At 73.5% G+C, this 26,299-nt stretch carries 24 protein-coding genes; 14 read left to right on the top strand and 10 right to left on the bottom strand.

Annotated elements, in window-relative coordinates:
• Window positions 1-330: 330 nt before the first annotated feature.
• The 3 genes from ACWCYO_RS08215 (at window position 331) to ACWCYO_RS08205 (ending at window position 2,627) form a co-directional block, all read left to right on the top strand.
• Window positions 331-900, top strand: coding sequence for a hypothetical protein (locus ACWCYO_RS08215; RefSeq protein WP_449783792.1), 570 nt, complete (start codon window positions 331-333; stop codon window positions 898-900).
• Window positions 901-1,004: 104 nt separating this feature from the next.
• Window positions 1,005-2,141, top strand: coding sequence for an SUKH-4 family immunity protein (locus tag ACWCYO_RS08210; protein ID WP_449783770.1), 1,137 nt, complete (start codon window positions 1,005-1,007; stop codon window positions 2,139-2,141).
• Between the two features lie 105 nt (window positions 2,142-2,246).
• A complete protein-coding gene (locus ACWCYO_RS08205) occupies window positions 2,247-2,627 on the top strand; it encodes a hypothetical protein (protein ID WP_449783769.1) in 381 nt (126 codons plus the stop codon).
• Here the strand turns inward: ACWCYO_RS08205 and ACWCYO_RS08200 are convergent.
• A complete protein-coding gene (locus tag ACWCYO_RS08200) occupies window positions 2,542-3,888 on the bottom strand; it encodes an MFS transporter (RefSeq protein WP_449783768.1) in 1,347 nt (448 codons plus the stop codon). The two genes, ACWCYO_RS08205 and ACWCYO_RS08200, sit on opposite strands and share 86 nt — an antisense overlap.
• A 20-nt stretch (window positions 3,889-3,908) precedes the next feature.
• Window positions 3,909-4,970 carry a DMT family transporter gene (locus tag ACWCYO_RS08195; RefSeq protein ID WP_449783767.1) on the bottom strand — a complete coding sequence of 354 codons (1,062 nt, stop codon included), beginning with the start codon at window positions 4,968-4,970 and terminating at the stop codon, window positions 3,909-3,911.
• 141 nt (window positions 4,971-5,111) lie between these two features.
• On the opposite strand from ACWCYO_RS08195, the gene ACWCYO_RS08190 reads away from it, so the two are divergent.
• Window positions 5,112-5,996: a LysR family transcriptional regulator gene (locus ACWCYO_RS08190; RefSeq protein ID WP_270151331.1), complete on the top strand. Its 885-nt coding sequence runs from the start codon at window positions 5,112-5,114 to the stop codon at window positions 5,994-5,996.
• 187 nt (window positions 5,997-6,183) lie between these two features.
• Complete coding sequence (locus tag ACWCYO_RS08185; RefSeq protein ID WP_449783766.1) at window positions 6,184-6,945, top strand: MerR family transcriptional regulator; 762 nt, start codon at window positions 6,184-6,186, stop codon at window positions 6,943-6,945.
• A gap of 111 nt (window positions 6,946-7,056) precedes the next feature.
• Here ACWCYO_RS08185 and ACWCYO_RS08180 read toward each other — a convergent pair whose 3' ends face one another.
• Entirely contained in the window at window positions 7,057-9,447 is a 2,391-nt protein-coding gene (locus tag ACWCYO_RS08180; RefSeq protein ID WP_449783765.1) for an FtsX-like permease family protein, read from the bottom strand.
• On the bottom strand, window positions 9,444-10,169 hold the full coding sequence (locus ACWCYO_RS08175) for an ABC transporter ATP-binding protein (protein WP_449783764.1): 726 nt from the start codon (window positions 10,167-10,169) through the stop codon (window positions 9,444-9,446). Before ACWCYO_RS08175 ends, ACWCYO_RS08180 begins: the two co-directional genes overlap by 4 nt.
• A 271-nt stretch (window positions 10,170-10,440) precedes the next feature.
• On the opposite strand from ACWCYO_RS08175, the gene ACWCYO_RS08170 reads away from it, so the two are divergent.
• From ACWCYO_RS08170 to ACWCYO_RS08155, 4 genes are all read left to right on the top strand, one after another.
• Window positions 10,441-11,892: a sensor histidine kinase gene (locus tag ACWCYO_RS08170; protein ID WP_270148095.1), complete on the top strand. Its 1,452-nt coding sequence runs from the start codon at window positions 10,441-10,443 to the stop codon at window positions 11,890-11,892.
• A complete protein-coding gene (locus ACWCYO_RS08165; RefSeq protein ID WP_270148094.1) occupies window positions 11,844-12,491 on the top strand; it encodes a response regulator in 648 nt (215 codons plus the stop codon). The genes ACWCYO_RS08170 and ACWCYO_RS08165 overlap by 49 nt, the downstream gene beginning before the upstream one ends.
• 411 nt (window positions 12,492-12,902) lie before the next feature.
• Complete coding sequence (locus tag ACWCYO_RS08160; protein WP_449783763.1) at window positions 12,903-13,949, top strand: isopenicillin N synthase family dioxygenase; 1,047 nt, start codon at window positions 12,903-12,905, stop codon at window positions 13,947-13,949.
• A 230-nt stretch (window positions 13,950-14,179) separates the two neighbouring features.
• Window positions 14,180-14,923: a MerR family transcriptional regulator gene (locus tag ACWCYO_RS08155; RefSeq protein ID WP_449783762.1), complete on the top strand. Its 744-nt coding sequence runs from the start codon at window positions 14,180-14,182 to the stop codon at window positions 14,921-14,923.
• 161 nt (window positions 14,924-15,084) lie between these two features.
• On the opposite strand, the gene ACWCYO_RS08150 is transcribed toward ACWCYO_RS08155, so the two are convergent.
• From ACWCYO_RS08150 to ACWCYO_RS08135, 4 genes are all read right to left on the bottom strand, one after another.
• A complete protein-coding gene (locus tag ACWCYO_RS08150) occupies window positions 15,085-17,274 on the bottom strand; it encodes a 3-hydroxyacyl-CoA dehydrogenase NAD-binding domain-containing protein (protein WP_449783761.1) in 2,190 nt (729 codons plus the stop codon).
• Window positions 17,275-17,316: 42 nt separating this feature from the next.
• Window positions 17,317-18,531, bottom strand: a complete 1,215-nt coding sequence (locus ACWCYO_RS08145) for an acetyl-CoA C-acetyltransferase (RefSeq protein ID WP_449783760.1) — start codon at window positions 18,529-18,531, stop codon at window positions 17,317-17,319.
• Between the two features lie 79 nt (window positions 18,532-18,610).
• Entirely contained in the window at window positions 18,611-19,753 is a 1,143-nt protein-coding gene (locus tag ACWCYO_RS08140; RefSeq protein ID WP_449783759.1) for an acyl-CoA dehydrogenase family protein, read from the bottom strand.
• A 2-nt stretch (window positions 19,754-19,755) separates the two neighbouring features.
• Window positions 19,756-20,955 (bottom strand): CaiB/BaiF CoA transferase family protein, encoded by a 1,200-nt coding sequence (locus tag ACWCYO_RS08135; protein WP_449783758.1) that lies wholly within the window; start codon window positions 20,953-20,955, stop codon window positions 19,756-19,758.
• 242 nt (window positions 20,956-21,197) lie between these two features.
• Between ACWCYO_RS08135 and ACWCYO_RS08130 the strand changes: the two genes are divergently transcribed.
• From ACWCYO_RS08130 to ACWCYO_RS08110, 5 genes are all read left to right on the top strand, one after another.
• A complete protein-coding gene (locus tag ACWCYO_RS08130) occupies window positions 21,198-21,740 on the top strand; it encodes a GNAT family N-acetyltransferase (RefSeq protein WP_270148085.1) in 543 nt (180 codons plus the stop codon).
• 82 nt (window positions 21,741-21,822) lie between these two features.
• Window positions 21,823-22,803 carry a hypothetical protein gene (locus tag ACWCYO_RS08125; protein ID WP_449783757.1) on the top strand — a complete coding sequence of 327 codons (981 nt, stop codon included), beginning with the start codon at window positions 21,823-21,825 and terminating at the stop codon, window positions 22,801-22,803.
• Window positions 22,782-24,050, top strand: coding sequence for a sensor histidine kinase (locus ACWCYO_RS08120; RefSeq protein ID WP_270148083.1), 1,269 nt, complete (start codon window positions 22,782-22,784; stop codon window positions 24,048-24,050). The genes ACWCYO_RS08125 and ACWCYO_RS08120 overlap by 22 nt, the downstream gene beginning before the upstream one ends.
• On the top strand, window positions 24,047-24,739 hold the full coding sequence (locus tag ACWCYO_RS08115) for a response regulator (RefSeq protein ID WP_449783756.1): 693 nt from the start codon (window positions 24,047-24,049) through the stop codon (window positions 24,737-24,739). Before ACWCYO_RS08120 ends, ACWCYO_RS08115 begins: the two co-directional genes overlap by 4 nt.
• 122 nt (window positions 24,740-24,861) lie before the next feature.
• Entirely contained in the window at window positions 24,862-25,509 is a 648-nt protein-coding gene (locus ACWCYO_RS08110) for a Pr6Pr family membrane protein (protein WP_449783755.1), read from the top strand.
• A 19-nt stretch (window positions 25,510-25,528) separates the two neighbouring features.
• Here ACWCYO_RS08110 and ACWCYO_RS08105 read toward each other — a convergent pair whose 3' ends face one another.
• Window positions 25,529-25,918: a toxin Doc gene (locus tag ACWCYO_RS08105; protein ID WP_270148078.1), complete on the bottom strand. Its 390-nt coding sequence runs from the start codon at window positions 25,916-25,918 to the stop codon at window positions 25,529-25,531.
• 19 nt (window positions 25,919-25,937) lie between these two features.
• On the bottom strand, window positions 25,938-26,150 hold the full coding sequence (locus ACWCYO_RS08100; protein WP_270148077.1) for a hypothetical protein: 213 nt from the start codon (window positions 26,148-26,150) through the stop codon (window positions 25,938-25,940).
• Window positions 26,151-26,299: the final 149 nt, after the last annotated feature.

Raw genomic sequence — 26,299 nt, 5'->3', positions numbered from 1 at the left:
TGCGGGGGTGTCGCCGTTCGGAGCATCGGCCAGTTCCTGAACGGTGGACGGGAGTTGCGGTGGGACGCCGAGCTGCACTGCCCGTCCTGCGACCACTACATGTGCGAGCACTCGAGCCCGGAGGCGATGCTCGAGGACGACCGCGCGGCGCTGCTGGCCGCCCACGGGCCGGCCCGGCTGCGGCTCTCCGGGCCGCTCGACGATCCGGTGGCGGCGCTGCGGGTGCTGCGGGAGGGGGCCGGGGTGCCGATTCAATCGGCTCGTGAACTTCTGGACGAGCTATTGGAGTTCGGGTTGAGCGGGACGGCCGTCGAGATGGCGTGGTGGCGGATGCGGCTGGGTGAGCGGGGTGTCGCGGCGGAGGTCGAGGACGGCTTCGGGCGGGCCTACCGGTACGTGGGTCCACCGGAGCTGCAGGAGTTGGCGACGGGTGGCGACCGGATCGGCCAACCGGCCCGTACGGAGGGCGAGTTCGCCGCCTGGGTGGACGAGCGGACGGCGGCGGAGCTCGCGGAGCCGTTCACCTTCGTGGTCGACCTGGGTGGGGCGCTGCGGCTCGCGCCGCGCCGCAGTGAGCATGTCGCCTGCGCAGGAGGGGAGTTGGTGCTGAGCGCCGGGGAGATCGGGTTCCGGCGCTCGGGCGGCGCGGGTTGGGAAGTCCGGACGGTCAGCAACCTCTCCACCGGCTACTGCCCGGACGTCGTCTCCTGGCCCGCCGTTGCCGCCGCCCTCGACCGGCTCGGGCTGCCGCACCCGGGCGGCTTCACGCAGGCGGTGGTGTTCCGCCGCTGCCCGGACTGCGGGCAGTGCGGCATCGTCCGGGAGGGGCACTACGTCTGCGTGTTCTGCGACGCGGACCTGCCGGAGCGGTGGAACGTGGACGATCGGGTGCTGCCGTAAGGGCCGGACGTCGGCCCGCCGTGGCGCTGTCGGGTCGGCCCGCTAGGGTCTGGTGGGTCAAGGGGGCGGAACGGTGAAGGGCGGGGCACGTGGGGTGGGTGCGGGTGGCCGGGGTTCCGGGCGGGGTGGTGCACGAGGGGAGCCGGGAGTTCCTGGTGCGGGAGGGGCTGCCCGCCGCCGGGGCGTTCCTGGACTTCGGGGCGCTCGACGGCGGGTCGCTGAGCGCCTTCCCGACCGCCGGGGCGGAACGGCTGTTCGTCCTCGGGGAGACGGACTACTGCACGCCCTTCGCCGCCGTCGGCAACCTGGTGCTGCTGGACGGGACCACCGGCGAGGTGTTCCTGGGCAACGGCGGCCCCCGGCGGGATCCACTGGCCTCCGGCCTCGCCGCGCTGGCCGCGCTGGTCCGGGAGGTCGACGCGGTGGGCGAGGCGGCCCGGCGGCCGGAGGCGCTGGACGGGCGGCGCGGGCCCACGGTGGTGGCCGAGGTGATGGCGGGGGCCGAACGACGGATGCGGGAGATCGATCCCCGGCTGTTCGAGGGCGACGCCCCGCCCGCGCACTGGGGGACGGCGCTGCTGGTGCGGGCACTGGGCTGGGGTGCGCTGCCCGGCGGGCCGGACGGGCCCGCGTACCAGGTCGGCGCGGAGCTGGTGGCCGAGCTCGCGGCGCTCACCGACGAGGACGGCGGAGCGGGCCGGGTGCACCGGTTCCGGCCGGAGGAGCTGCCCGCCGCACTGGTGCACGAGCCGACCCGGCGGCTGCTCACCGAGGTCGGGCTGCCGCTCGGCGGGGCGATGTTCGGGGTGTGCGAGGAGCCGCTGGTCACCATGGCGGAGGCGTACCCGGAGTACTTCGACGGCGAGGAGGAACGCCCGTACCAGCGGGACTTCCTCGCGCTCGGGGACTGGCCGACCGACCTCCCGATCGCCCTCGACGGCACCACCGGCCGGCTCGAACTGCCGGACTGGTACGACGACGGCCAGCCCGAGGCCTACCTCAACCGCGACCTGTCCGCCCTGCTCTACGCGCTGTGGACGTACGAGCGGCTGCGCGCCGAGTGGGACCGCTGGGACTACGGCCGGGGCTGGGAGACCTGGGCGGTGTTCGACCCTCAGTCGCTGCTGAGCACCGTGGTGGACCGACTGGTCGAGGGCGTCGACCCGGAGGCCTTCGCCTCGCCCGGCCGCTCCTGGCGGCTGCTCGCCGAGGACGGGCACCTGGGCGGGTTGCTGGGCTGAGCGGGTGCGCGGGTGAGCCGACGAGCCGGTGAGCCGACGAGCCGGTGAGCCGACGAGCCGACGAGCCGCGCCCGGTCGGGGCCGCCGCGCCGGTACGCTGCCCCGGTGACGAACATCCGTACGGCGGTCGGGCGAAGACGGACGATGCTCCTCGGCATCGGCGCCGCGCTCTCCCTCGCCTCGGCGGGCACGCTGTACGCCCTGCTGTACGTACGGTCGCTGGACTACGGGGAGCGCTGCGAGCGCGGCCTGGTCTCGGGCGGTGGACGGCTGCTGGAGACGGGCGCGTCCTGGCTGCCGCCGGACGCCTGGTGCCGGTTCGAGGACCGGAGTCTGTCCACCACCCCGTTCTGGGCGCTGCTGCTGTTCTACACGCTGCTGACCGTGGTGGTCTGGTCGGTCACCGCGCTGGTGCGCACCCTTCGTCCGGGCCCGGACCCGGGACTGGACTGGCAACCGGGGCACGGCGTCGGTCCGGGCTGGTAGGCGCGCCGAGCGGCGCCTCGGGCGGTCGGCGGCGGGTGCGCAGCGGGGACAGGTAGACCGGCAGGAAGGCGGTCGCGAGCAGCGCCCCACCGAGCCAGAGCGTGGTGTGCAGGCCGAGGAGTTCGCCGAGCAGCCCGGAGATCGCGGAGCCGACCGCGAGCGCGCCGAAGAGCAGGAAGCGGAAGGTGGCGTTCATCCGACCGAGCAGCGGGTCCGGAGTCATCCGCTGGCGCAGGCTCACCCCGAGCACGTTGTCCATGCCGGTCTTCAGCGAGGCCAGCAGCCACCCCGCCCCGGCCAGGAACAGCCAAGGCCCGCCGCCGATCAGGGGCACCAGCAGTCCGGCGGGCGCCAGGCACAGGCCCGCCAGCGCGAGGGTGCGGCCGTCACCCAGCCGGGCGGAGACCGGGCGGGCGCAGCGCGAACCGAGCAGGATGCCGACCCCGCCGACCGCCCAGAACAGGCCCAACGCCCCGGCGGGAAGGTGCAGTTCCCGCACGAACAGCACCGGGAGCAGGGTGTTGACCAGCTGCGATCCGAGGTTGTTGAGGGCGGCGGTGACGGCCAGTGCGCGCAGCTCCGGGGCGCCGAGGACGTGCCGCAGGCCCTCGGTGATCTGTGCGCCGAGGCCGGGGGCGGGGGTGGAGCCCGGGTTGGGGCCCGGGGCGGGGGTGGGATTCGGAGTGCGGCGCAGCGCGGTCAGTCGTAGTGCCGAGCCGAGGTGGCTGAGCGCGGTCACGACGATCGCGAACGGCGCGGTGAGCAGTTGGACCAGGATCCCGCCCGCGCCGCGTCCGGCGACGTTGCCGACCGCCATCAGGCCGACCACGGCGGTGTTCGCGTCCACCAGGTGTTCGCGGCCGACCAGTCCGGGCAGCACGCTCTGTGCGCCGACGTCGAAGAAGACCGTGGCCCCGCCGGTGAGCAGTGCGACCGCGTACAGCTGCCAGAGGGTGAGCCCGCCGAACCACCAGGCGAGCGGCACGGAGGCGTAGAGCACGGCCTTCACCAGGTCGGCGACGATCAGGACGCGGCGGTGGCGCATCCGGTCGACCCAGGCGCCGGCGGGCAGGCCGATGAGCAGGAAGGCGAGGGTGCTCAGGGTGCCGAGCAGGCCGGACTGTCCGGGGCCCGCGTCGAGTGCGACGACGGCCACCAGGGGGACGGCGACGTAGCCGACGTTGGTGCCGAGTTGGGTGAGGGCGGTAGCGGCGAAGAGGACGCGGAAGTCGGGGAGCCGCCAGAGGGAGTCGGAGCGCATGGTTCGTTTTCGGTCGGTGATCACGGGTTGGTCGGTGGCGCGGGTTGGTCGGTGGCGCGGCGGCTCAGTAACTCGGTGAGCAGGGGAACGACGGCGCGGGGCTTCGGCCGGTGCTTCACCAGGAACACTCCGACGAGGACGACGACCGTCCCGGCGACCGCCCGTACGGTCAACTGCTCGCCGAGGACCAGGGCGCCGAGCGCGGTGGAGACGACGGGGAGCAGGTAGCCGACGGTGGCCGCGCTGGTGGGGCCCTCGGTGGCGATCAGACGGTAGTTGAGGTGGAAGGTGAGCCCGGTGCAGGCGACGCCGAGGACGGTGACGGCAGCCAGGCCGAGCGGGTCGGCGCCCGCGAACGGGTTCAGCGGGCCGACCGTGGGCAGGGCGACCGCGCTCAGTCCGGCGGCGGCGGTGAGCTGGGCGGCGGACAGTGCGAACGGGGCCGGGCCCGTCCCGGTGAGTGCCCTGGCCATGTAGGCGAAGGCGACCGCGTAGCTCGCGGCCGCGCCGAGCAGCGCGAGCGCCCCGGGGACGCTGAGGCCGCCGCTCTCGCGCCACGGGGCGAGGATCACCAGCACTCCGGCGAAGCCGACCAGGAGGCCGGTGAGGCGCAGCGGGTGGTACGACGACGGGCCACGGGTTTCGGTGTCGGTGGCTCGGTCGGTGTCGGTGTCGGCGGTTCGGTCGGTGCGAGCGGTTCGGTCAGCGTCGGCGGTTCGGTCGGTGCGAACGGCCCGACCGGTGCCGAGGACTCGTTCGGTGCCGAGGGCGAGGCCGATCAGCAAGGACCAGAGCGGGGTCGTCGCGTGCAGCACCCCGGCCGTGCCGGAGCCGACGCTGCGTTCGCCGTACGCGGTGAGCAGGAACGGCAGGGCGTTGCAGAAGAAGGCGGCCACGGCGAGCCGCCACCAGAGCGCGCCGCCGCGCGGGAGGCGTTGGCGGGCGGAGCGGGCGAGCAGCAGTAGGACGGCGGCGCCGAGGGTGGCGCGCAGCACGGTGATCTGCACCGGGGTGAGCCCGTGTTGCAGCGCGATCCTGATCCAGAGGAAGCCCGAGCCCCAGAACAGGGCAAGGACGGCCATCCGCAGCACGGGGTGCCTTTCCGGTCGGTGGTGGACGGGGTGTCGGATGACGATCGCGCGGAGGGATCAAGTAGCACAAGCGAAAAGTTCTTCATGATGTTTAAGCTGGACTGCATGAATGCCTCGCTCGACGTCCGCCGGATGCAGGTGCTGCGAGCCGTCGTCGACCACGGCTCGGTGAGCGCGGCCGCCGCCGCGCTCGGCTACACCCCGTCCGCCGTCAGCCAGCAAGTGGCGACGCTGGAGCGGGAGACGGGGACGGCCCTGCTGGAGCGGATCGGGCGGGGCGTGCGGCCGACGGCCGCCGGGCTGCTGCTCGCCGGTCACGCGGCGGCCATCGACCGGCAGGTCGCGGAGGCGGGTGCGGCACTGGCCGACCTGCGAGCCGGGCGCAGCGGCAGCCTGGCCGTCCGCTACTTCGCCACCGCCGGGGCCACCCTGGTGGCCCCGGCCATTGCCGCCTTCCGCCGGGAGTATCCGGGCGTGCGGCTCGACCTGGGCCTGACCGAATCGACGGACCAGCTCGCCGAGGTACGGGCCGGCCGGGCCGACCTGGCCGTGGCGTTCTGGTCCGAGGAGGCCCCGGCCGGCCTGCGGTTGGTGCACCTGCACGACGATCCGTACCGCGCCGTACTGCCCCGGGGGCACCGGCTGGCCGCGCGGCGCGTGCTGGACCTGGCCGAGCTGGCGGACGAGCCCTGGGTGGGCGCCGAACTGCCCGGGCCCTGCCGGAGCCTGGTGCACGACGCCTGCGATGCGGCCGGGTTCCGTCCGGCGGTCGCGGTGGACGGCGCGGACTACCTCACCGCGCAGGGCTTCGTCGCGGCGGGGCTGGGGGTCGCGCTGCTTCCGGAGCTCGGCCTGACGCAGCGACACCCCGGTGTCACGGTGTGCCGGGTGCGCGGCCCGGAGCCGGTCCGTACGCTGCACGCCGCCGTGCGGGAGGGCGCCTGGGGGCAACCGGTGCTCGGGGCCATGGTGGAGGCGCTGCGGTCGGCGGCGGAAGCAGCGGGGTCGGTGCCGTAACCGGCGCGGGGGTGCGGTGGGGGCGGTGGCGCGGTGAGTGCGGTGGTGCGGTGGGCTTGAAGCTGCCGCAGCGGCAGCTTCTACCGTCGTGACCAGGGCCGGAGGAACCGGCCCTGGTCGAGCGAACGTGCGCGCTGGCGCGGAACCCAGCACTTGGAAGCGCAGAACCTGGGAGAGGAGACGGCAGATGGCCTGGCCGATCGCGGAGGTCGCCCGGATGTCGGGCGTGACCGCCCGGACCCTGCGGCACTACGACGAGATCGGGCTGCTGTCCCCGGCCTGGATCGGCTCCAACGGCCACCGCTACTACGAGGAAGGGCAGTTGCTGCAGCTGCAGCAGATCCTCGTCCTGCGGGCGCTGGGCGTGGGGCTGGCCGAGATCGCCCGGATCATCGGCGACCAGGTGGACGAACTGGAGTCCCTGCGGGGCCACCACCGTCGGCTGGTCGCCGAGCGCGACCGGCTCGATGCCCTGGCCACCACCGTCTCGCGCACGATCGCCGATCTGGAACGCTCCCGGAAGGACGGCACACCCATGACCAGCATCAACCGGCCCGAGAACCTGTTCGAGGGGATCCAGCCCGCCGACGTCGACGCCAGCCTGCGCGACTTCCCCGAGCACGCCGAGGCCGCCCGACGCGCGACCGCCGCGATGACCCCGGCCGAGATGGAGGCCGGCCAGCGCGAGCGGACCGCGCGGATGGTCCGCCTGGCGGAGCTGATGGTGGCTGGCCACCCGGCCGGCTCCGAGCCCGCGCAACACCTGATCGACGAGGAGTACCAGCTGCTCAGCGGGCTCCGGACGGTCCCGGTGGAGGACTACCTCGCCATCGCGCGCTCGTGCACGGAGAACGAGCAGTGGAGCGCCGCGTACGAGGCCATCGCCCCGGGGCTGGCCGCCTACCAGCGCGCCGCCATGGAGGCGTACGCGGAGGCACGGCTCTCCTGAGCCGGGCGGGGCCCGTGCTCCCGGTGGTCCTCCGACCGGGTGGCCGGGCCCCGCACCGCTGCTCCTCCTCCCCTGCCGCCCGCGGCCTCCGCCGCCGACCGCTGGCCGCCGTCACTCCGTCCGTAGCGCCGTGACCGTCCGGGTGCGGGCGGCCCAGGTGGCGGGCAGCAGGGCCCCGAGCAGGGCCAGCACCAGGCCGCCGAGTATCAGCGGCCCCACCACCGACGGGGTGAACACCGTGAGGTCCACGTCCGGCACCCCGATCCCGGCGGCGTGGGCCATCGCGGGCATGACCAGGTGGTGCACCGCGATCCCGATCGGCACCCCGATCAGCCCGGCCACCAGTCCGCTGCCGCAAACCGAGGTGAGCACCATGCCCACGGTCTGCCGGGGCGACATCCCGAGCGCCTTGAGCACCCCGAGGTCGTGCACCCGTTCCCGGGTGTCCAGCAGCACCGTGTTGAGCACCCCGAGTCCGGCCACCACGGAGAGCAGCAGGGTGAGCGTGCCCGCCAGGGTGTTCATCGCCAGCACCACGATGTTGATGTGATCCTGGCCGGGGTCGGCGCTCAGCCCCATCGGCGAGACGGCGGAGTCCAGCCCGTCGGCGTAGGTCTTCGCGTCGGTTCCCGGGGTGAGGTCGATGTGGAAGGAGATCGCCTCGGCGTGGATCGCGCCGCCGAGCGGCTCCAGCGAGGACCGGTCCAGGAACACCACGTCCTCGGTGGTCAGGACCTCACCGCTGATCTTCGCCGGGGTGCTGCGCCCGTGGTCGGTGAGGGTGACGGTGTCACCCACCTTCGCCTGGTTGGCCCGTAGGAAGGCCGCGCTGACCGCCACCTCGCCGGGGCCGTGGAACCAGCGGCCCTCGACCAGTTGGAAACCGCTCCAAGTGGGGTCGCCGGTGAAGGCGACCAGCTGGGAGCGCCCGGTGTTCCCCGCGACGGTGGCCCGGACCGGCACGCTGCTGTACCAGGCCCGGGTGCCGGGCCGGGACTCGATCGCCTTCACCACGGCCGCCTCGTCCACGTGATCGACGGGCTTGGAGCCGTCCATCGGGGCCTGGACCAGGACCTTGCCCGCGCGGTCGGCCGTCAGCCCGTCCTGGAGGGAACCCAGTGAGAGCGTCAGACCGACGCACAGGGTGACCCCGACCGTGCCGAGCACCACCGCGGCGGCGGTGGTCGCCGAGCGGCCCGGTCGGTTCAGTGGGGACGCCAGCCCGAGGCTGAGGGCGCGCGGCACCGGCAACCGGCTGATCAGGTTCTGCACCCGGGCCGGCAGGCCCATCGCTCCGGCCCGGCCCGCCGCTCCCCCGGCGGCCGCCCGCTTGGCCCCCGGCGCCGTCCGGCCGACCGCGAGCGCCTCCACCGTACGCAGCCGTCCCGCCCGCAGCGCGGGCACCAGCGCGGTGCCGGCCACCGCGCCCAGGGCCGCCACCGCGACCACCGCGTCCACCCACGGCGGGATGCCGAGCAGCCCTCCGCGCAGTGCCTTGTGGGCCATGCCGAGCACGGGGACGGACAGCAGGTTGCCCCCGAACACGCCGAGTACGGTGCCGACCCCGGCGGGGATCAGTGCCTGGCCGACGTAGGCGCGTGCCACCTGGGCCGGGGTGAAGCCCAGGGACTTGAGGATGCCGATCCGCCGGGTGGCGGCGCTCACCGCGCCGCTGACCACGACTCCGATGATCAGCACCGACATGGCCAGACCGAGCACCCCGAAGGCCGTGACGAACGGGACGAAGGTCGAGGCCGTCCGGTTGGCCTCCTCCCGGGCCGGTCGGTTGGTGGTCGCCTCGGTGATCGCACCGCTCGGCACCGCGGCGGCGATCGCCGCGTGGTCGGCCGCCACCTCGGCGTCGCTGCCGGCGCGGGCGAAGCGGTAGAGGTACTGGGCGGCGGGCGTCGTACCCGGTGCGGTCAGGCCGGCCACCTGCTCGGGGGCGACCCAGCCGTCCGCGCTCCAGGAGACCGAGGCGGCCAGGCCGACGACCTTGAGCGTCGGATGGCCGGGCAGGTCCGGGAACTGCACGCTGTCGCCGACGGCCAGCGGGGAGTGCCCGTCCAGGAACACCACCTCGCCGGGGCCGGAGATCCAGCGGCCCCTGGTGATCCGCAGGTCGTCCATCGGGCCGTTCTGGGCGCGGCCGACCAGTGTCATCGGCGGCAGCAGGCTGCCGGCCGGCGGGATCTCGGTGTCCGGGCCGGAACGCGGCTGGAGGGTGAGCGCCGGGTAGGGGCCGGCCGAGGCCGTCACCCCGGGCGCGTGCGCGGCCGCGGCGAGCTGGGCGGGGCTGGCCCTGGTCTGGTCGTACAGCACGTTGAGGTGCGCGCCGTGCTGGTCGCTGAACGAGCGTTCGTACGGGGCCTGGGCGGCGACCACCAGCCCGAGGGCGAGGATGCACGCCGTCACCGACATCATCGTGGTGAGCACCATGACCAGGGTCTGTACCCGCTTGCGGCCGACCCCGGCCCGGACCACCTTGCCCATCGCGGTCATGCGCCCACCCCTCTCCGGCCACCGGTCACCGGCACCGCCGCCGTGTCCCGCACCAGCCGGCCGTCGAGCAGCTCGATCGTCCGGTCGGCGCAGGCCTCGGCGAGCGCGGTGTCATGGGTGACCAGCAGGATCGTCTGGCCCTCCTCGTTGAGCTGGCGGAGCAGGTCGCGGACGTCGGCCGCGGAGGCCGTGTCCAGTGCTCCGGTCGGCTCGTCGGCCAGCAGCAGCGGCGGACGGTTCATCAGCGCCCTGGCCACTGCGACGCGCTGGCGCTCGCCGCCGGAGAGCCGGCCGGGGAAGGCCTTGGCGTGCCGGGCCACCCCGAGCCGCTCCAGCAGCTCCGCGGCCCGGGCCTGGGCCTGCTCCCGCCGCATCCCGGCCAGTTGGGCCGGGAGCAGCACGTTGTCCGCCACGTTCAGGTCGTCCAGCAGGTTGAAGAACTGGAACACCATGCCGATCCGGGTCCGCCGGTACTCGGCCAGCGCGGCCTCGCCGAGCTCGTGGACGGCCACGCCGTCCACCTCGACGCCGCCCTCGCTCGGGCGGTCGAGGCCGGCGATCAGGTTCAGCAGCGTGGACTTGCCGCTGCCCGAGCGGCCGAGCACGGCCAGCGCCTCGCCGGCCCGCACCTCCAGGTCGAGCCCGGCCAGGGCAGGACGGGCGGTGTCGGATCGGTCGTACGTCTTGCTGACGCCGCGGATCCTGATGATCGGCGCGTTCACGGGGCCCTCCACGGTTCGGGGGCCGGCACCGGGAAGCCCGGACCGGCTGACGGAACATCACGCTACGAATCCGCGACCGGGTGCAGACAGCCGTCTAAGCGGCGTCCTGAGGGTGTATCCAGATACACCCCGAACTGGGTGTTCAGGCCTAGAGCATCGGGCTTTCGCGCGGGGCAGACTGACCAGCGAAAGATCGGAACCGGAGCCTGCGGGGCTCCGGACGTCAGGCTTCGAGCGCCCCGGTGGGGGCTCAGGACAGAGGGGGCGCGACATGAGGGCGGGAGCGATCGACAGGGCGGCCCGGCGGGTGGGCCGGGCCTGTGTGGACGGCGTACGCGCCTGGTACCTGGTGACCTTGGCCGTGACGGGGCTGATCTCGCTGCTGGCCGGGCCGGTCCTGCTGGGCGCCGTGCTGTTCGGGCCCGACGAGTCCCGGCCGTTCGGGCTCGGCGGGCCGCTGATCCTGCTCGTGCCGTTGGGTCCGGTCGCCCTCTGGGCACTGTGCTGGGCCACCGGCGGCGGCGGCCGGGCGGTCGGGGCCGTGCTGTTCGCCCCGGGCGCGATCGCGGTGACGGCGACCCACCTGTACGGCGGCGCCGCGCCTGGCGACCGGTCCGTCTCGCTCTGGCTGGCCCCCTCGCTGCTGGTGCTCGGGCTGTTCGGCGCCCGCTGGATCGCCACCGAGAGCCGACGGGTGGTCCACCGGTGGAGCGGGCAGCCGATCCCGGTGCCGTACCGCCACCCGGACGGCACGGCCGGCTCCTGGCAGCGGCTGCGCGCCGGCGGCTGGCTGACCGACCCGGCGACCTGGCGGGACCTCGCCTGGGCGCTCCTGACCGGCCTCGCCGTACTGTTCACGGCCGCAGTCGTGGTACTGACCCCGATCGCCATGGAGATCTTCGGCCGGAACGGACTGCTCTTCCCGCTGGTGATCGTCTACGGCATGGGCGTCTGGGTGGCCCCGTTCGCGATCCTGTGGGCCGCCCCGCCCGTCCTGCGGATGCACGAGAAGGCCGCCCGGTCCCTGCTCGGCCCCTCCCGGCGGGTCGAACTCGCCCGCCAGATCAGCCACCTGGCGCGCACCAGGGCGGACACCATCGATGCCGGGGCGGCCGAGCTGCGCCGGATCGAACGGGACCTCCACGACGGGGCGCAGGCCCGGCTGGTGGCGCTCGGCATGCTGCTGACCGTCGCCGAGCAGGTGAAGCACGACCCGGACGCCCTCGGGCCGCTGCTGGCCGAGGCCCGGACGTCCTCGGTGAAGGCGCTGGGCGAGCTGCGGGACCTGGTCCGGGGCATCCACCCCCCGGTGCTGGCCGACCGCGGCCTGGCCGACGCGGTCGAGGCGACCGCGCTGGACCTGCCGCTGCCGGTCACCTTCACCGGCGGCCTGCCCGGCCGGGCCCCGGCTCCGGTGGAGTCGGCCGCCTACTTCGCGGTGAGCGAACTGCTGGCCAACGTGGTGAAACACGCCGAAGCCTCGCACGTGTGGATCGAGATAGGGCACAGTGACGGGCTGCTGCGGATATCGGTCACCGACGACGGGCGCGGAGGCGCCGAACCGTCCCGGGGAACCGGCCTCAGCGGAACCGAACGCCGACTGGCCGCCTTCGACGGGGTGCTCGCGATCAGCAGCCCGTCCGGTGGTCCGACCATCGTGAACCTGGAGATCCCGTGCGCGTTGTCATCGCCGAAGACCTCTTCCTCCTCCGGGACGGGCTGACCCGGCTGCTGGAGGCCAACGGCATGAAGGTCACCGCGGCGGTCGAGAACGGCGAGCAGCTACTCGCCGCGGTGGCCGCCGACCGGCCCGACATCGCCGTGGTCGACGTGCGGCTGCCGCCGAGCTTCACGGACGAGGGGCTGCGCGCGGCGCTGGCCGCCCGGCAGGCCCACCCGGGCCTGCCAGTGCTGGTGCTGTCGCAGTTCGTGGAGCAGCTGTACGCCCGCGAGTTGCTGGCCGGCAGCTCCGGCGGAATCGGCTACCTCCTCAAGGACCGCGTGCTGGACGGCGCACAGTTCCTCGACGCCGTCCGGCGGGTCGCCCAGGGCGGTACGGCCATGGATCCGGAGGTGATCACCCGGCTGCTCACCCACAACTCCTCGGCCGGCCCGGTCTCCACCCTCTCCCCGCGCGAGCGGCAGGTGCTGGGGTTGATGGCCGAGGGCCGGTCGAACGCGGCGATCGCCCAGCAACTGGTGATCACCGAGCGGGCGGTAGCCAAGCACACCGCGTCGATCTTCGTCCGGCTCGACCTCCAGCCCTCCGATGACGACAACCGCCGCGTCCTGGCCGTCCTGGCGTACCTCAACAACGCCTGACGGCCCCAGCAACGCTTGAAGCGTCAGCAAGGCCTGATGTCCTCAGCAACGCCTGACAGCCTCGACAGCTCCGGAAGGGAGCCGCCGATCACCGCAATCCGAAGCTTCTTGATAGACCACCGACAAGTGAGTGGCGGCCCTCCGCGGTAGGGGGCTCGCCCACCACCGAGCGGGTCATCTACGCTGGTGAGGTGCTCATCCTTGTTCGCCGCCGCCACGTGGACCTGCTCCGCGTGACGAGCATGTCCTGTCGACGCTCCGGCTGAACCTCGCGCCACCCACCCTCATGGCGGCCCCGAGCGGCCGCCCACCACCTCCCGGCTTCCGGAGCACCCGCCGCACCAGGCGAGGCTCCGGCCTTCCCTGGTCGACCACCGGGACCAGCCGGGACGAGACCAGCGGATGTCACACATGACGCAGCAGCACACGCCCATATCCGGAACCGGCTCCACCGCGGAGGCGCACCCCGAGGCCCTCCCGGTGATCGACCTCTCGCTCGCCGACGGCACCCGGGAGGAACGCCGCCGACTGCACGACGAGCTCCGCGCCGCGGCCACCGGCGTCGGCTTCTTCCAACTCGTCGGTCACGGCGTCACCCCGGAGGAGACGGCCGCGCTCACCGGAGCCATGCGCGCCTTCTTCGCCCTCCCCGAGGCCGACCGGCTCGCCGTGAGCAACCTCAACTCCCCGCACTACCGCGGCTACACCCGTACCGGCGACGAGCGCACCGGCGGCAGCCAGGACTGGCGCGACCAGCTGGACATCGGCGCCGAGCTGCCCCCGCACGCCCCCGGCACCGGCGAGCCCCCGTACTGGTGGCTGGAGGGTCCCAACCAGTGGCCGACCGCACTCCCCGAGCTGCGCACCGCCGCGCTCGGCTGGATCGACCACCTCGGCACGGTCGCCCGGCGCCTGCTGCACGAACTCCTCGCCGCGATCGGCGCCCGCCCCGGCTTCTACGACGACGCCTTCGCCGGCCACCCCCACCTGCGCCTCAAGCTGGTCCGCTACCCCGGCACCGCCCCGGACGGCGCCGGTCAGGGCGTCGGCGCCCACAAGGACTACGGCTTCATCACCCTGCTCCTCCAGGACTCCGTCGGCGGCCTCCAGGTCGAGCGCCCGGACGGCACCTTCCTGGACGTCCCGCCGCTCGACGGCGCCTTCGTGGTCAACCTCGGCGAGTTGCTGGAAGTGGCCACCGACGGCTACCTCAAGGCCACCAGCCACCGCGTGGTCAGCCCGCCCGGAGCCCGCGAGCGCTACTCCGTCCCGTTCTTCTACAATCCCCGGCTCGACGCCCACATCGAACCGCTCGACTTCCCCCTCGCCCACCACGCCCCCGGCGCCACCGAGGACCCGGCCAACCCGCTCTTCGCCGACTTCGGCTTCAACGAGTGGAAGGGCTACACCCGAGCCCATCCCGAGGTCACCCGCCGCCACCACGCAGCCCTCGCCTGACCCACCTCCCGCTGAGCACCGGTATCCGGCCACCGGACCGGCACGCCCCCGTACCCCGGAAGCGTGCCGGTCCGCTCGTTCAGGCCGCCCCACTCCGTCCCATCCCGCCCCGTCCCATCCCGCCCCGGCCGGTCCACCCGATGGACCCGATGCGCCCGATGGACCTGATCGCAGTGCACTGTCACACTGCTGCTGTCACAGCAGGAGTGTGCCAGCGCGGGAGGCAGCAGATGGGGGAGCACGGCGCCGGGGTGGGCGAGGTGCGGCTGACGGTGGACGAGTTGGCGGCGCGCGCCGGGGTGACGGTGCGGACGGTGCGGTTCTACGGGACGAAGGGGTTGCTGCCGCCGCCGGAGCTGGGGCCGCGGCGGGTGGGGCTGTACGGGGCCGCGCACCTGGACCGGCTGGGGCTGATCGAGGAGCTGCAGCGGCAGGGGCTGACGCTGGCCGCGATCGAGCGGTACCTGGCCCGGCTGCCGGAGGACAGCACACCGCTGGGCCTGGCGATCCACCGGGCGCTGGTGGCGTCCTGGACGCCGGAGACGGCCGAGGAGGTGGGCCGGGCACAGTTGGAGCGGCGGGCCGGTCGAGGGCTGTCGGAGGAGCAGGTGGAACGCCTGATCGCGATGGGCGCCCTGGAACCGACGGCCGACCCGGAGGTGTTCCGGGCGGACCCGGGCCTCCTGCCGCTGGGCGTACGGATCCTGGACGTGCCGATCCCGTTGGAGACGCTGCTGGCCGCCCGCGCGGTGGTGCTGGAGCACAGCCGGGCGACGGCCCGGGAGTTGCAGCGGCTGTTCCGGGAGACGGTGTGGAAGCCGTACCGGGAGAGCGAGCCGGACCCGGCGGAGCTGGCCCGGATGAAGGAGCTCACCGACCACATCCAGCCGATGGTCGCGCAGGTGCTGGTCACCGCGTTCCAGCGGTCCTTGCGCGAGGAGTTGGGCGAGGAGTTGGGCGAGGAAACCAGCTGAGAACACCGGCTGAGAACACCTGGCGAGAAAACCGGGCGAGAAAACCGGCCGAGAACACCGGCTGAGGAAACCGGGCGAGAAGGCCGGGAGAGGCCGTGCGGGGCACACGGCCTCACCCTGATCCACCCGGGCCCGGGCGCCCTCCGGTCAGTCGGTGAAGGTCAGTCGGTGAAGGTCCGCCCCTCCGCCGCGATCCGCTCCAGCAGCGCCGGCGGCGCGAACCGCTCGCCGTACGCCGCGGCGAGTTCGCGGGCGCGCGCCGCGAAGCCGGCCGGGCCGCCCTGGTAGCCGTTGATGTACTGGAAGACGCCGCCCGTCCAGGCCGGGAAGCCGATGCCCAGGATCGAGCCCACGTTGGCGTCGGCGACCGAGGTCAGCACGCCCTCCTCCAGGCAGCGCACCGAGTCGAGCGCCTCGCTGAACAGCATCCGCTCCTTGAGGTCCTCGAACGGGACGTCAGCGGCATCGGAGGCACCGTCCCGGGAGAAGTGCTCCAGCAGCCCCGGCCAGAGCCGGCCGCGCTTGCCGTCCTCGCCGTACTCGTAGAAGCCCGCGCCGCCGCTGCGTCCGGGGCGGCCGAACTCGTCGACCATCCGGTCCACCACCGCGTCGGCCGGGTGCGGCGTCCAGGTGCCGCCGGCGGCCTCGACGGCGAGCCGGTACTCGTCGCGGATCTTGCGCGGCAGGGTGAGGGTGAGCTCGTCCATCAGGGAGAGCACCTTGGCGGGGTAGCCGGCCTGGGCGGCGGCCTGCTCGATCGAGGACGGGTGGATGCCCTCGCCGACCATGGCGACGCCCTCGTTGAGGAACTGGCCGATCACCCGCGAGGTGAAGAAGCCGCGCGAGTCGTTGACCACGATCGGGGTCTTGTCGATCTGCCGGACCAGGTCGAAGGCCCGGGCGAGCGCCTCGTCGCCGGTCTGCGGGCCGCGGATGATCTCGACCAGGCGCATCTTGTCGACCGGCGAGAAGAAGTGCAGGCCGATGAAGTCGCCGGTGCGCCGGACGCCTTCGGCGAGCACTCCGATCGGCAGGGTGGAGGTGTTGGAGCAGAGCAGCGCGTCGGGGGCGACCACGCCCTCGACCTCCTGGAACACCTTGTGCTTGAGCTCGGTGTTCTCGAAGACGGCCTCGATCACCGCGTCGCAGCCGGCCAGATCGGCGGCCTCGGAGGTGGGAGTGATCCGGGCGAGCAGGGCGTCGCGCTTGGCCTCGGTGGAGCGGCCGCGGGCGATCGCCTTGTTCAACAGCCCCTCGGAGTGGGCCTTTCCGCGCTCGGCGGCCTCGAGGCTGACGTCCTTGAGCACGACGTCGATGCCGGCCTTGGCGCAGGCGTAGGCGATGCCGGCGCCCATCATCCCGGCGCCGAGCACCGCCACCTTGCGGACCAGCCGCTTCTCGACGTCCTTGGGGCGCCCGGCACCGGAGTTGACCGCCTGCATGTCGAAGAACAGCGCCTGGATCATGTTCTTGCTGGTCTGCCCGCAGGCCAGCTCGGTGAAGTAGCGGGCCTCGATCACCATCGCGGTGTCGACGTCGACCTGGGCACTCTCCACCGCGGCGGCGAGCACGTTGCGCGGCGCCGGGTAGGGGGCGCCGTTCAGCTGCTTGCGCAGGTTGGCCGGGAAGGCGGGCAGGTTGGCGGCGAAGGCGGGGGTGGCGGGGGTGCCGCCGGGGATCTTGTACCCCTTGACGTCCCAGGGCTGGACGGCAGTCGGGTTGGCCTCGATCCAGGCCTTCGCCCGGGCGGTCAACTCCTCCGGGGTGTCGACCAGTTCGTGCACCAGCCCGTGCTCCAGCGCCTGCGCGGGGCGGTACTGGCGGCCCTGCAGCAGGTACTTCAGCAGGGCGTCGGTGATGCCGAACAGCCGGACCGTACGGACCACACCGCCGCCGCCCGGCAGCAGACCGAGGGTGACCTCGGGCAGGCCGATCCGGCTGGCGGGGGTGTTCAGCGCGATCCGGTGGTGGCAGGCGAGGGCGATCTCCAGGCCGCCGCCGAGCGCGCTGCCGTTGACGGCGGCGACGACCGGCTTGCCGAGGGTCTCCAGCTTGCGCAGCGAGCGCTTGATCCGCATCGACTTCTCGAAGACGGCCTCGGCGTCCTCGGGGCGGGCGGCGGAGAGCATCCGCAGGTCTCCCCCGGCGAAGAAGGTCTTCTTGCCGGAGGTGATCACCACCCCGCGCAGCGCGTCGGAGGAGGCGAGGCCGGCCAGCCGCTCGACCACGGCCTCGAAGTCGGCCGTGAAGGCCTCGTTCATGGTGTTGACGGACTGGGTGGGGTCGTCGAGGACGAGGGTGACCACGCCGTCCTGGTCCTGCTCCCAGCGGATGGTGGTGGTGTCGCTCATGAGTTCACGGTCTCCAGGTGTACCGGGGCGGGCGGAAGGGGCTCAGACGCGCTCGACGATGGTGGCGACGCCCATGCCGCCGCCCACGCACAGGGTGATCAGGCCGTAGCGCAGGTCGCGCCGCTCCAGTTCGTCGACGACGGTGCCGAGCAGCATCGCGCCGGTGGCGCCGAGGGGGTGGCCGAGGGCGATCGCGCCGCCGTTGACGTTCACCTGGTCGTGCCGGAAGCCGAGTTCGCGGATGAAGCGGAGCGCGACCGCCGCGAAGGCCTCGTTGATCTCGACCAGGTCGATGTCGGCGGCGGTGAGGCCGGCCTTGGCGAGCGCCTTGCGGGTGGCCGGGGCGGGGCCGGTGAGCATGATGGTCGGCTCGGAGCCGGAGACGGCGGCGGAGACGATCCGGGCGCGCGGGCGCAGCCCGTACCGCTCGCCGACCTCGCGGTTGCCGATCGCGACGAGGGCGGCGCCGTCCACGATGCCGGAGGAGTTGCCCGCGTGGTGGACGTGGTCGATGGCCTCCACCCAGTGGTACTTCTGCAGGGCGACGGCGTCGAAGCCGCCGGCCTCGCCGATCTGGGTGAAGGAGGGCTTGAGGCCGGCCAGGGTCTCGACGGTGGTGCCGGGGCGGATGAACTCGTCGCGCTCCAGCACGACCAGGCCGTTGCGGTCGCGCACCGGGACCACCGAGCGGTCGAACAGGCCGTCCGCCTGGGCCTTGGCGGCGCGGGCCTGGGACTCGGCGGCGAAGGCGTCCACGTCGGTGCGGGAAAGGCCCTCGATGGTGGCGATCAGGTCGGCGCCGATGCCCTGCGGGACGAAGTCGGTCTCGTAGGCGGTCATCGGGTCGGCGAACCAGGCGCCGCCGTCGGAGGCCATCTTGACCCGGGACATCGACTCCACGCCGCCGGCCAGGACCAGGTCCTCCCAGCCCGAACGGACCTTGGCGGCGGCCAGGTTGACGGCTTCCAGGCCGGAGGCGCAGAAGCGGTTCTCCTGGACGCCGGCGACGGTGTCGGGCAGACCGGCCGCGATGGCGGCGATCCGGGCGATGTCGGAGCCCTGGTCGCCGATCGGCGAGACCACGCCGAGCACGACGTCGTCGATCGCGGCCGGGTCCAACTCGGGGAAGCGGCGGCGCATTTCGTGGATCAGGCCGACGACCAGGTCGATCGGCTTGGTGCCGTGCAGCGAGCCGTTGGCCTTGCCGCGGCCGCGCGGGGTGCGGATCGCGTCGTAGACGTACGCTTCGGTGGTCACGATGGGAATGCCTTTCGGGGCAGGGGGGTTCCTGAGGGTCCTGGGGTACTGGGCGGCGCCGGAGAGGGCCGGCGCGGACTCAGTCGAGGATGGAGCGGCCGACGATCTCCTTCATGATCTCGGTGGTGCCGCCGTAGATCGTCTGGATGCGGCCGTCGGTGAACGCCCGGGCGACCGGGAACTCGCTCATGTACCCGTACCCCCCGTGGAGTTGGAGACAGCGGTCGGCCGTGCGCTTCTGCAGTTCGGTGGCCCACCACTTGGCCATCGAGGCGTCCGCCGGGGTGAGCGCGTAGCGGTTGTGCTCGGTGATGCAGCGGTCGACGAAGGTCCGGGTGATCGCGCACTCGGTGGCCAGTTCGGCGATCTCGAAGCGGACGTGCTGGAGCTTGGCCAGCGGACGGCCGAAGGCCTCGCGCTGCTTGACGTAGTCGGTGGTGATCTCGACCAGGTACTCGGCGCCGGCGATCGCCGCGGCGGCGATGGTGAGCCGTTCCTGGGCGAGGTTCTGCATCAGGTGGACGAAGCCGCCGTTGAGCTCGCCGAGCAGGTTCTCCTTCGGCACCCGGACGTCCTCGAAGAACAACTCGGCGGTGTCCTGGGCCTTCTGGCCGATCTTGTCGAGGTTGCGGCCGCGCTCGAAGCCGGGCGTGCCGCGCTCGACGGCCAGCAGGCTCAGCCCGTGCGCGCCGCCCTCGGGGGTGGTGCGGGCGACCACGATGACCAGGTCGGCCAGGATGCCGTTGGAGATGAAGGTCTTGGCGCCGTTGAGCAGGAAGTGGTCACCCTGGTCGACCGCCTGGGTGCGGATGCCCTGCAGGTCGGAGCCGGCGCCGGGCTCGGTCATCGCGATCGCGGTGATCAGCTCGCCGCTGCAGAAGCCGGGCAGCCAGCGGCGCTTCTGCTCCTCGGTGGCGAGCGAGGTGAGGTACGGGCCGATGATGTCGTTGTGCAGCCCGATCGCCAGCCCGGAGGCGCCGGCCCGGGCGAACTCCTCGGCCAGCACGGCGGCGTAGCGGAAGTCCGGGGCGCCGCCACCGCCGTACTCCTCGGGCACGGCGATGCCGAGCAGGCCCTGCCGGCCGGCCGCCAGCCAGACGGAGCGGTCGACGATGCCGGCCTTCTCCCAGCGGTCGTAGTGCGGCAGCACCTCCTTGGCGAGGAAGGCCTTCACGGTGTCCCGGAAGTCCTCGTGCTGCTCGGTGAAGATCTCGCGCTGCAACGCTACTCCCCTTGTTCTGCTGCGGAGTCGAATGGTTCGGTGTCGACGGCTCCGGAACCGAGCGACGGCACGGCCCAGTCCCGGGCCACCTCCGCGGTGTCCGCGCCCGGCCGGGCCGGCGGGCGGCGCAGCGCGCCGGGGGTCGCGGAGAACCGCGGGGCGGGGGCGGGCTGGGTCACACCGTCCGCCTCGACGTACGTCCCGCGCGCCAACAGGTGCTCCTCGCAAGCGGCCTGACGCATCGTCAGCACCGGTTCCACGCACGCGTCCGAGCCGGCGAAGACGGTCTCCCACTCGGCCCTGGTCCGGCTGGCGAAGCGGGCGGCGATCAGGGCGCGCAGTTCGGGCCAGCGGGCGAGGTCGTACTGGCCGGGCGCGTCCGGGCCCAGCTCCAGCAGTCGGGCGAACTCGGCGTAGAACCGGGGCTCCAGGGCGCCCACCGCGAGGTGCCCGCCGTCGGCCGCCGGGTAGATCGCGTAGAACGGCGCACCGCCGTCCAGCAGGTTGACGCCCCGGCGGTCCTGCCAGTGGCCGGCCGCGAGCAGCCCCCACAGCATGCTGCCGAGGTGCGCCGCACCGTCCACGATCGCGGCGTCGACCACCTGGCCGGCACCGGTGGCACGGGCGTGGTGCAGCCCGGCCAGCAGGCCGACGACCAGGTAGAGCGAGCCGCCCGCGTAGTCGCCGAGCAGGTTCGCCGGGATCCCGGGCGGCGCGTCGGCCCCGCCCGGCGCGGCGACCAGCCCGAGCACCCCGGCCACCGCCGCGTACCCGAGGTCGTGCCCGGCGGTGGCGGCCCGCGGGCCCTGCTGCCCCCACCCGGTCATCCGCCCGTACACCAGCGCCGGATTGCGTGCCAGACACGCCTCGGGTCCGACGCCGAGCCGCTCCGCGACACCCGGCCGGTAGCCCTCGATCAGCAGGTCGGCCCGCTCGACCAGGTCCAGCACCAGTCCGGGTCCCCCGGGTGCCTTGAGGTCGACCAGCACCGACCGCTTGTTCCGGTTGGTGAGGTCGTACGCCGGATCCGTCCCGAGCGGCGAGGGCTCCGGGCGGTCCACCCGCACCACGTCCGCCCCGAGATCGCCCAACAACATCGCCGCGAACGGCCCCGGTCCGATCCCGGCGAGCTCGACCACCCGCACACCCGCCAACGGCCCCGGACCGACCGCACCGCCCGCCGGACTGCTCGTGTCACCCACTGGCCGCAGAACCCTTCGGGGTTTGACAGTAAAGCTGTAACACTCGCGATGATAGGGAAGCGACCCGCCGGTAACAAGACCTCCCGCCCCCCGACCGGAAGGATCCGGTGCGGCGGTTCCGCACCACCGGGCACAAGACGATCGAGCGTGAGCCGATCCGGTGGGAAATTGGGCGGGCACAATGGTGGCGTAATGGTCTATCGTGCGAGCGATCCATTACGTACGACATCGGGGGAAGCAGCATGGCCACCGTCGACCAGGACGTCACCACCGCCCGCACGATCGTCGCCGTTTCCGAGCGGCTGGTGCTGACGCGCCCGCAGGAGGGGGACGCCGAGGCGATGTTCGCGATCCACGGGGATCCGGAGACCAACCGGTACAACCCGTACGGGCCGCAGCGGGACATCGCGCAGGCGCGGGAGCAGTTGGCGGGGTTCGTGGCGGACTGGCCGCGGGACGGGGTGGGGTACTGCATGGTGTCGACCCGGGAGGAGCCGGAGGTGATCATCGGGGTCGCCGGGCTGTTCCTGCACACGCTGGACGGGGAGCAGGTGTTCAACCTGTACTACCGGTTCCGGCCGTCCGCCTGGGGCAAGGGGTACGCGGCGGAGGCGTGCCGGGCGGCGATGGCGGAGGCGCTGCCGCGGTTCCCGGGGATTCCGGTGACGGCGCTGATCCGGGCCGACAACCTGCCCTCGCGGCGGCTCGCCGAACGGCTCGGGCTGGTCGCGGACCCGGACGGGCGGGTGGACCACGAGGACCGGTTGATCCACCGGATGGCGTAGCAGCCGGAATCCCCCGCCGGGGGGAGGGGGATCGCGCCCAGGGCGGAGGCCGCGGGCCGGGGCGCGGCGGCAGCGTTGGGGCATGAGGATCGACGAAGGACGGGTACGGGCCGGGGCCGCGTGGACGGCCGTGGCGGTGACGGGACCGTACCTGACGCTCAAGACGCTGTGGCTGACCGGACATCCCGTGGGGTCGGGCGACCCCGGGGAGATGGACAGGCTGTGGCTGCTGAACCTGCTGACCTTCGGGATGGACGCCATCGCCGTCGCCCTGGCGCTGGCCTTCGTCCGGCCGTGGGGACGGCGGGCGCCGGCCGGGCTGGTGGCCTTCCCGATGTGGGTGGCTACCGGGCTGCTCGGCACCATTCTGCTGGCGCTGCCGCTGTACCTGCTCAGTGTCCTGCTGCTGGGGCCCGAGCGGAGCACGCAGCAGGACAACGGCAACGGCCTCGGCGGTTGGGTCTTCCCCGTGGTGTACGGCGGCTTCGCCGTCCAGGGGTCGGCGCTGATCACCGCGTTCGTCCTGTACGCCCGGCAGCGCTGGGCCGCGCTGCTGCGGGCGAAGATCGGCGACCTGCCGCACTCCTCCACTCTGACCGTGCAGCGCGGTCTGGCCTGCGTCGCCGCGCTGCTCGGGCTCGGCATCGCGGTGGCCCGGGCGTACTGGGCGGCGGGCGGCACCGCCGGGCTGCCGATCGCGCTGGCACAGGACCGGTCCAGGGGCGTGGCGGTGATGGACGCCGTGACGGCGGTGATGGCGGTGGCCGCCTCGGCGGGACTGCTGATGCTGGTGTTCCGGATCCGCCCCCGGCGGCCGCTGCGCGCGCCGCTGCTGGTGGTCTGGACGGCCGCCGGGTCGCTGTTCGGTTGGGGCTGCTGGCAGTTGGTGGCCTACGGCGCCACCGCGGCCGAGACGACCGGACTGATGGCCCTGGTGCAGGCCACCCAGGTGGTGTCCGCGGTGCTGATGCTGGCCGTCGGCGCGGTGGCGCTGGTGGAACGGGCGGCGGCGGTGCGCGGCGCTGTCGTAGAGTCACCCGGGTGGACACGGGGGGCGGCCTGATTCGGCGGGCGGGAGAGGCGTTGTTCGGGCGGCGGGCCCGACTGCGCTGGGTGCACCTGGTGCTGGGCGGCGCGCTGCTCATGCCGTACTACCTGTTGTCGGTGGTGGCGCTCGGGGCACTCAACCCGGACCAGGGGCACGTTCGCCAACTGCTGCTGCAGCTCCTCGCGTTGTTCACCTCGTTGCCGATGGCCGCGGTCACCGCCCTGGTACCGACCGTCCGGGGCCTGGAGGGCGCGGCCGCGCGGGCGCTGTGCGCGGTGGCGCGGCCGGAGGACCTGGCCACCGGGCCGGCCCGGTCCTGGGCGGCCCGGTGGCGCACCGCGCTCTGGTTCGTGCTGCACCTGTTCTCGGGCGGCGTGGTCGCCGGGATGACGCTGGCCGGGGCGCCGTTCGCGGTGGTGCTGATCTTCGGATTCGCCGGGGGCGAGGAACTCGCCAAGTACTGGACGGACCGCTTCCCCGGCTGGATGATCACCGGCCCGACGCTGGGCCTGGCCGTCCTGCTGCTGATCGTCGGGACCAACGCCGCCTGCGGCACGCTGCTGGCCCGCTGGGCACCCGCCCTGCTCGGCCCGACCCCGGAGGAACGGCTGGCCGCCGCCGAGCGGCGGGCCACCGTGCTCGCCCAGCGCAACCGGCTGGCCCGCGAACTGCACGACTCGGTCGGCCACGCGCTCAGCGCGGTCGGCATCCAGGCCTCGGCGGCCGCCAGGGTGCTGCGCACCGACCCGGACTTCGCCGCCGAGGCGCTGCGGGCGATCGAGGAGACCGCCCGCGGGGCCGTCGCCGAACTGGACACCGTGCTCGGGCTGTTGCGCGAGGAGGAGGACGCCGGCGCCGGACCGGCCGGGCCCACCCTGGCCGGGCTGGACGACCTGCTGCGCCAACTCGCCCGGACCGGTGTGACGGTGGACGCCGAGCTGGCACCGGGCCTCGGCGCGCTGCCGGCCGAGGTCTCCCGCGAGGCGTACCGGATCGTGCAGGAGGGCCTGACCAACGTGCTGCGGCATGCCGGGCCCGCCCCGGCCGGGCTGCGGGTCGCGCTCGACGCGGGCCGGCTGGAGATCGAACTGACCAACCCGCTGGGCCCGGCCCGCCCGAGCCGCCCCGGCGGCGGGCGCGGGCTGCGCGGGATCGGGGAACGCGCGACGGCCCTGCGCGGCGGCAGCAGCGTGGGGCCGAGCGAGGACGGAACGACGTGGCGGCTGGCCGTGTGGCTGCCGGTGGGAGGGAGCGCGGGATGACCGACGAGCACGGGACCGACGGGGGCGGCACCATCCGCGTGGTGATCGCGGACGACGAACGGCTGGTCCGGATGGGCCTGCGGGTGGTGATCGACGCCGAGCCGGACCTCCGCGTGGTCGGCGAGGCCGCCGACGGTGCCGAGGTCGTCCCGCTGGTGCGCGAGCTGCGCCCGCACGTGGTGCTGATGGACGTCCGGATGCCCGGCATCGACGGCATCCGGGCCACCGAGCAGCTGGTCGGCGGGATGGCCGAACCGCCGAGGATCCTGGTGGTCACCACCTTCGAGCACGACGACCACGTGTACGACGCGCTGCGCGCGGGCGCGGCCGGGTTCCTGCTGAAGCGGGCGCGGGCGGAGGAGATGGTCCAGGCGGTGCGGCTGGTAGCGCGCGGGGACTCGCTGCTGTTCCCGGCGGCCCTGCGCGAACTCGCGCTGCGGCACGGCGCGGAGGGCCGGCGGGAGGCGGCCGCGGGCCGGGGGCCGATCGGGCGGCTGACCGAGCGGGAGGCGCAGGTGCTGCGGCTGATGGCCACCGGGCTGAACAACGGTGAGATCGCGCGGCAGCTGGTGGTGAGCCAGGAGACGGTGAAGACCCATGTCGGCAGCGTGCTGGCCAAGCTGGGCGCCCGGGACCGCACCCAGGCGGTGATCGCGGCGTACGAGTCGGGGTTCGTGCTGCCGGGCTGAACCGGTGGGTCGCCGTAGCCGCTCGTACGCGGGTTCCCCGCCCCCGAGGGCGGCAAGTAGAGTGCGGACTTCCGCTTGGCCGTCCGATACCTCCCGTATCGCCTCAACGAACTGGTGACCGCATGACCGTCCGGACCCGCCCGGCGCTGTGGTGGCGCTCGGGCATCGTGCTCTCCGCGGGCCTCGGCCTGGTCCTCGGGGCCTCCTCGCTGGTGTACTTCACCGTGCAGAGCAACGTCATCGTGCTCGGCTACTTCATCGGCGCGGTGTACTGGATGGTCAAGCGCGACACCGTGGACGCGCCCGCGCCCCGGCTGCGCGGGGCCGCCACGCTGTACATCCTGATCACCGGGCTGGTCTCGCACGTCCTGCTCCAGCACGGCGCCAACCCGCTGCCAGGGCTGGCCAGCGGGCCGGACCGGCTGGCGCACTGGTCGTCCTTCTTCCTGCACTACGTCACGCCGGTGATGGTGCTGGTCGACTGGCTGGTGCTGAAGCCGCGCAACGCGGCGGCCTGGAAGGACATCCCGCTGTGGCTGGCCTTCCCGCTCGGCTACGCGGCGGTCGTACTCGCCCGCAACGCGCTGTTCGACGACTTCCCGACGCCCTACCCGTACTTCTTCTTCGACCCGACCACCAGGGGCTACGGCTACGTCTGGGGCCAGATCGCCCAGCTGACGGTCGAGTTCGTGGTGCTCGCCGCCCTCGTGGTCGGGCTGGACCGACTGGGCACGCTGGTCGCGGGGCGGTGGAGGCCCGCCCGGGCGTAGAACGGAGCAGCGGCCGGCCTCAGATCCGCCAGGAGCGGATCCGGTCGGCCGCCGCGTACACGTCCGCCCTGCCCTCGACGACGTCCCGGGCCAGCTCGACCAGCGCCCCGTACGGCGGGTCGATCCCCTCCCCGGCCGCGTGCATGTACGCGGCCGTCGTCATGCAGGCGTACAGGTTGTTGCGCACCGGGAGCGGACGCAGCAGCACGATGGTGTGCATCAGGGTGGCCGCGCACCAGGCGGGGTCGGCGTCGTGACCGAGCTGGGCGGTGTTCACCCGGTGCCGGGCCACCGCGGCCTGCAGCGCCGAGTAGTCCCGCACGCTGAGGTCCTCCGGGGAGGACCGTTCCTGCACGTCGAGCAGCCAGCGCAGGTCGACGTGCAGCAGCGTCACGTCCTCGCCGTTCACCGGGCCGCTCCCCCGTGCCTCACGCGGCGGGCGCGTCCTCCGGGAACGCCGCGTCGAACTCCGCCCGGTGGTCCTTCCAGAACGCGACCGCGTGCTCCACGAACACCCGCCGCTGCTGTTCCCGCACGCTGAGGTCGTGGACGTACGCCTTCACGCTCTTGCCGTCCGCGGCGGCGGCCTCGCGGATCGCGGCGAGTTCGTGCTCCGTGTACTCGATGTTGAGCGCAGGCATGTCGCCGATGGTACTGCAGCACACGGCAGTTGGCAGCGGGGCGGCGGATTTCCACCCGTCGCCCCACCCGCCGACCTGCCGCCCTGCCGCCCTGCCGACCTGCCATCCTGCCGTCCTGCCGGCGCAGCGCACCCGGCCGGCACCGAACG

Source organism: Kitasatospora sp. NPDC001683, from assembly GCF_053596495.1.
This window is presented reverse-complemented; position numbering and strand designations above follow the sequence as displayed.